Source organism: Actinomadura roseirufa (assembly GCF_900659635.1).
Lineage (GTDB): Bacteria > Actinomycetota > Actinomycetes > Streptosporangiales > Streptosporangiaceae > Spirillospora > Spirillospora roseirufa.
The window spans coordinates 1-5,453 of the sequence record NZ_CAACVB010000394.1; the positions used below are offsets into that span (position 1 = coordinate 1).

The following is a 5,453-nucleotide window of genomic DNA, read 5'->3' on the forward strand; positions in this document are numbered from 1 at the left end:
GGACCCCGCCGCCCGCGCCGGCCTCCGGGCCGAGCTCGGCGCCGGGGACCGGCCGCTGATCGTCACCGTGGGGCGGCTCGCCGAGCAGAAGGGCCTGCCGACGCTGCTGGACGCGGCGGCGGACTGGACCGCGCGCACGCCCGTCCCGCTGGTGGTGATCGTCGGCGACGGGCCGCTGGCCGACGGGCTGCGCGCCCGGATCGACCGCGAGGACCTGCCGGTCCGGTTGCTCGGCCGGCGCCACGACGTGCCCGCGCTGCTGGCCGCCGCCGACGTGGCGGTGGTGCCCAGCGTCTGGGAGGGGCAGCCGCTGATCGTCCAGGAGGTGCTGCGGGCGGGCCGGCCGCTCGTCGCCACCCGGGTCGGCGGGATCCCCGGCCTCGTCGGCGCGCCGGACCGGTCCCGGCCGGGGCGGGGCCTGCTGCGGGGACCCGAGAGCGAGGCGGCCCTGCTGGTGCCGCCGGCGGACGCCGAGGCGCTGTCCCGCGCGGTACGGCGCGTCCTGGACGACCCGGCGCTCGCGGCCCGGCTCGGCTCGGCCGCCGCCCACCGGGCGACCCTGCTGCCGGGCGAGGACGACGCCGCCGAGCAGCTCGCGGAGATCTACCTCGATCTGACCGCCGCTCGCCGCCCGTGAGAGTGGAGGGCGACCGGACCTTAGACGCCGTCTCCCGCGCTCCGGTTCGCGCGAGATGGAAAAAAGTCGCGCGGGCGGGAACCCCCGAGGTGGGCGCCGCGTTCAAGTAGGTGATGGAGGGGAGTATCTCCCCGCGCGGTTCTCGTCAGCACGGCCGGTCCATACCGGTTCGGGTTCCGCGGCCCTGGCCCGCCGGGGCGAGAGAGACCTCCGGCGCTCGTTCACGTCCGCCGGAGGAGAGTCACAGTGCACGTCTCACCCTGGGTCTGGGCCTTGACCCTGGCCGGAATCCTGGCCGTCATCGCCGCCGACCTGTTCCTGATCCACCGCAACGACACCCGCGAGTTCACCACGCGCCGCGCCGCCTTCTGGTCGGCCGTCTACATCGGCCTCGCCGTGGCGTTCGGCCTCGGCGTCTGGGCGTTCTCGGGCGGCGAGCACGCCGCCCAGTACTTCGGCGGCTTCGTCACCGAGAAGAGCCTCAGCGTCGACAACCTCTTCGTGTTCATGGTGATCCTCGCGCGGTTCGCCGTTCCCCGGCACGCCCAGCACACCGTGCTGATGGCGGGCATCGTCATCGCGCTGGTGCTGCGCGGCGCCTTCATCGCCGTCGGCGCGGCGGCCATCGCGACGTTCACCTGGGTCTTCTTCATCTTCGGCGCCTTTCTCATCTGGACGGCCTACGGCCTGGTCCGCGGCGGCGACGAGGACGAGTTCAAGGAGAACGCGCTGCTGCGCGCGGCCAAGCGGATCATCCCGACCACCGACGAGTACGACGGCACGCGTTTCCTCACTCGCGGCGGCGGCGGCCGCCGCGCGGTGACCCCGCTGTTCATCGTCATGATCGCCATCGGCTCCACCGACGTGCTGTTCGCCCTGGACTCCATCCCGGCGATCTTCGGGTTGACCACCGAGCCCTACCTGGTGTTCACCGCCAACGCGTTCGCGCTGATGGGGCTCGTCCAGCTGTACTTCCTGCTCGGCGGGCTGACCGACCGGCTGGTCTACCTCGGCCACGGGCTGGCGTTCATCCTCGGGTTCATCGGGGTGAAGCTGATCTTCCACGCGCTGCACGAGTACGGTGTGGCCTGGGCGCCGGACGTGCCGATCTGGCTGTCCCTCGCGGTCATCGCCGGCACCCTCGCCGCGACCACGGCGGCCAGCCTCGCCGCCGGGCGGCGGAACCCGGCGCGGCCCGCCCCGGCCGCGGTGGAGCGGTCCGCGGAAGCGGCCGGCGGGCACGAGCCGGACGCGGCGCCGCGGCGGGGATGAAAGCGCGATCACGCCCGCACGTGACCAGAATCCTGTTCTAGAATCTCAGTCGACACGGGGCTGAGAGAGGGGCGACCGATGGCCATCGGGCTGACCGAGGAACACGAGGCGCTCGCCGATTCGGTGCGCGGGTTCACCGAGCGCAACGTCCCGGCGACGGTCGTCCGGGCCGCCCTGGAGGCGGACGAGGAGACCAGGCCCGCGTTCTGGCCGGCCCTGGCCGAGCAGGGCCTGCTGGGGCTGCACCTGGCCGAGGAGCACGGCGGGCAGGGCTACGGCCTGCTGGAGCTGGCCGTGGCCGTGGAGGAGCTCGGCCGCGCCGCCGCGCCCGGACCGTTCCTTCCCACGGTGCTGGCGAGCGCGGCGGTGGACGCCTGCGGCAACGCCAAGGCCCGGGCCGAGCTGCTGCCCTCTCTCGCCGACGGTTCGCGCACCGCCGCCGTCGCGCTGGACGGCGCGTTCACCGGCCGCCTCGACGACGGCGCGCTGGTGGTCTCCGGGACGGCCGGCACGGTGCTCGGCGCCGCGTCGGCCGACCTGCTCGTCCTGCCGGTCGCGACCGGCGACGGCGAGCAATGGGTCGCGGTGGACGCGGACGCCCTGCGGGTCACGCCGGTCGAGAGCCTGGACCGCGTGCGCCGGCTCGGCGCGGTCGAGGCGGCCGGCGCCGTCGTCACCGCCGGCCGCGTGCTGGACGGCCTCACCACCGGCAGGGTCCGCGCGCTCGCCGCGGCGCTGTTCGGCGCCGAGGCCGCCGGGCTCGCCGGGTGGCTGGTGACGACCGCGGCCGAGTACGCCAGGGTCCGCGAGCAGTTCGGCCGGCCGATCGGGCAGTTCCAGGGCGTCAAGCACAAGGCCGCGCGGAGCCTGATCGCGCTGGAGCAGGCCCGCGCGGCGGCCTGGGACGCGGCCCGCGCCTGGGACGAGGAGCGCGCCGGCGGGCGCACCGGGGAGGCCGGCTTCGCCGCGGCAGTGGCGGCCGTCGTGGCGGTCGACGCGGGCGTGTCGACCGCCCGCGACGCGATCCAGATCCTCGGCGGCATCGGGTTCACCTGGGAGCACGACGCCCACGTCTACCTGCGCCGCGCCCTGACGCTGCGGGCGCTGCTCGGCCCGGCCAAGGACTGGGCCGCCGAGATCGCGCGCGTCGCGCTGGCGGGCGGCCGCCGCCCCGTGGAGCTGGAGCTGGACGAGGACGCCCGGCCGCTGCGCGAGCGGATCCGGGCCGAGGTCGCCGAGCTGGCCGCCGTCCAGGACAAGGAGGCCCTGAACACCCGCATGGGCGACGACGGCTGGACCGCTCCGCACCTCCCGCGGCCCTGGGGCCGCGGCGCGGGCCCGGTCGAGCAGATCCTCATCCAGCAGGAGCTGAAGGCCGCCGGGGTCAGGCCGCCCAACCTGATCATCGGTACCTGGCTGGTGCCGTCCCTCGTCCGCTACGGGACCCCGGAGCAGCGGGAGCGCTTCCTGCGGCCGACGCTGCGCGGGCGGATCGTGTGGTGCCAGCTGTTCTCCGAGCCCGGCGCGGGCTCGGACCTGGCCTCGCTGTCGACGCGGGCCGAGCGGGTCGAGGGCGGCTGGCGGCTGACCGGGCAGAAGATCTGGACCTCGGTCGCCCAGCTCGCCCAGTGGGGCTTCTGCATCGCCCGCACCGATCCCACCGCGCCCAAGCACGACGGCATCACCTATTTCCTCATCGACATGAAGTCCCCCGGGGTGGACGTCCGCCCGCTGCGGGAGCTGACCGGCGAGGCCATCTTCAACGAGGTGTTCCTCGACGGCGTGTTCGTCCCGGACGACCGCGTGGTCGGCGAGGTCGGCGAGGGCTGGCGGGTCGCCCGCAACACCCTGTCCAACGAACGGGTGTCGCTGTCGACCGGCGGCGGCCTCGGCATGGGCGTGCCGGAACTGCTGGACTTCTTCCGCGGCAGGGAGCCGGACCCGGTCGCCGCGGCGGAGGTCGGCGGGCTCATCGCCCAGGGGCAGTCGATCGACCTGCTGGGCCTGCGCACCACGCTCAAGCAGCTGAACGGCGTCGAGCCGGGCGCGGAGGCCAGCGTCCGCAAGCTGCTCGGCGTCCAGTTCAACCAGGACGTCGCGGACTACTGCTGGGCGGCGCAGGGCGCGGCGGCCGGCACCGAGGTGCCGATGGCCGAGAGCGGCGTCAGGGCCCGCGCCATGCTGTTCGGCCGGGCCATGACGATCTACGGCGGGACCACCGAGGTCCAGCTCAACATCATCGGCGAGCGCATGCTGGGGCTGCCCCGCGACCCCGAGCCCGGCCGGTGACGCCGGGGCCCGGCGCCGCGCGTCAGCGGCGGGGACGATGCGTGTAGATGGCGTTCAGCAGCACGATAGTCACGCAGACGAACACCAGCCCGGGAAGCCCCACGTGCACCACCGCGATGGCGCTGAGCGGGATCGCGGCCACCAGCGAGACCAGCGCCATGAGCAGGCTGTGGTCGCCGTCGCCGCCGGGCAGGGCGCGCCGGAGGGACCGGGGGGCGGGCGCGGGGGAGCTCGCGCCGCGCGTCCCGAGGCTCTCCTCGATCCGCTCCACGACCGTCTCGATGAAGGCGTCGTCGTAGTCGGGTCCCAGCTCGCGGCGGGCCGCCAGGGCCGCCGCGAGGTCCTCGCGGGGAAGACGCGTTGTCGTCATGGTCCAGTTATAGGCAATGGAACCGCGCGCCGCGACCCTCCTGGGGAGGAACCGCGATGTACCCCTGAGGTCTGACCCGCCGGCTCAGCGGTCGGTGCGCAGGACGACGGCGAGCGCGGCGCCCGCGAGCGCGACGACGGCGGAGGCGAGCAGGGCGACGTTGGTGCCGTGGGCGAGCGAGGACGGGGCGTCCCCCGAGCCGGTGGCGATCGCGCCGACGATCGCGACGCCGAGGGCGGCGCCGACGTAGCGGGCCGTGTTGTTGGCGCCCGACCCCATGCTCGCCCGGTCGGGCGGCACGCTGTCCACGGCCACGCGGGCCAGCATCGCGTTGGCGAGGCCGCTGCCCACGCCCGCGATGAACAGGCCGGGGGCCAGGCGCCACCAGGGCGTGTCCGGGCTCAGCCCGAGCATGACGACCTCGCCCACCGCGCTCAGCGCCAGCCCGGCGCCGAGCAGCCGTCCCGCGGGCAGCCAGGACGGCAGGCGCCGGGCCTGGAGCGCCGCGACGAACGACAGCCCCGACCAGATCGCGAGCACGAGCGACGACGACAGCGCCGACAGCCCGAGGACCAGCGCCATCACCGTCGGCAGGTAGCTCATCACGCCGATCACGGCCAGACCGGTGACCAGCGCCCCCGAGATCGACAGCAGGAACGCCGGCCGGCGGAACAGCCGCAGGTCGAGCATCGGCTCCCGGCGCCGCGCCTCGACGGCGGTGAACACGGCCAGCAGCACCGCCGCGGCGGCGGCCAGGACGAGGACGCCCGGCCGCGTCCAGCCGGTGCGGCCCCAGGTGATCGCCGCGAGCAGCGCCCCCAGGCCGGTGCCGAGGGTGAGCGCGCCGGGCAGGTCGAGGCCCGCGCGGGCGAGGGCAAGGAGGCG

The 5,453-nt window shown here is 75.1% G+C and carries 5 protein-coding genes; 3 read left to right on the forward strand and 2 right to left on the reverse strand.

What is annotated here, in order from left to right:
• The 3 genes from E1291_RS38625 to E1291_RS38635 all read left to right on the forward strand — a co-directional run.
• The coding region (locus E1291_RS38625; protein ID WP_131742983.1) for a glycosyltransferase family 4 protein at positions 1 to 637 on the forward strand (637 nt) is incomplete at its 5' end.
• Between the two features lie 246 nt (positions 638 to 883).
• A complete protein-coding gene (locus tag E1291_RS38630; protein ID WP_131742984.1) occupies positions 884 to 1,909 on the forward strand; it encodes a TerC family protein in 1,026 nt (341 codons plus the stop codon).
• Between the two features lie 78 nt (positions 1,910 to 1,987).
• Positions 1,988 to 4,198 carry an acyl-CoA dehydrogenase family protein gene (locus E1291_RS38635; RefSeq protein ID WP_131742985.1) on the forward strand — a complete coding sequence of 737 codons (2,211 nt, stop codon included), beginning with the start codon at positions 1,988 to 1,990 and terminating at the stop codon, positions 4,196 to 4,198.
• Positions 4,199 to 4,220: 22 nt separating this feature from the next.
• Here E1291_RS38635 and E1291_RS38640 read toward each other — a convergent pair whose 3' ends face one another.
• Both E1291_RS38640 and E1291_RS38645 read right to left on the reverse strand, forming a co-directional pair.
• Entirely contained in the window at positions 4,221 to 4,568 is a 348-nt protein-coding gene (locus E1291_RS38640) for a hypothetical protein (protein WP_131742986.1), read from the reverse strand.
• 84 nt (positions 4,569 to 4,652) lie between these two features.
• Positions 4,653 to 5,453 (reverse strand): MFS transporter (locus E1291_RS38645; RefSeq protein WP_131742987.1); only part of this gene is annotated, 801 nt, incomplete at its 5' end.

Coding starts and splice junctions, on each gene's coding strand:
- E1291_RS38640 (WP_131742986.1), bottom strand. CDS start 4,568: ATGACGACAACGCGTCTTCCCCGCGAGGACCTCGCGGCGGCCCTGGCG.
- E1291_RS38635 (WP_131742985.1), top strand. CDS start 1,988: ATGGCCATCGGGCTGACCGAGGAACACGAGGCGCTCGCCGATTCGGTG.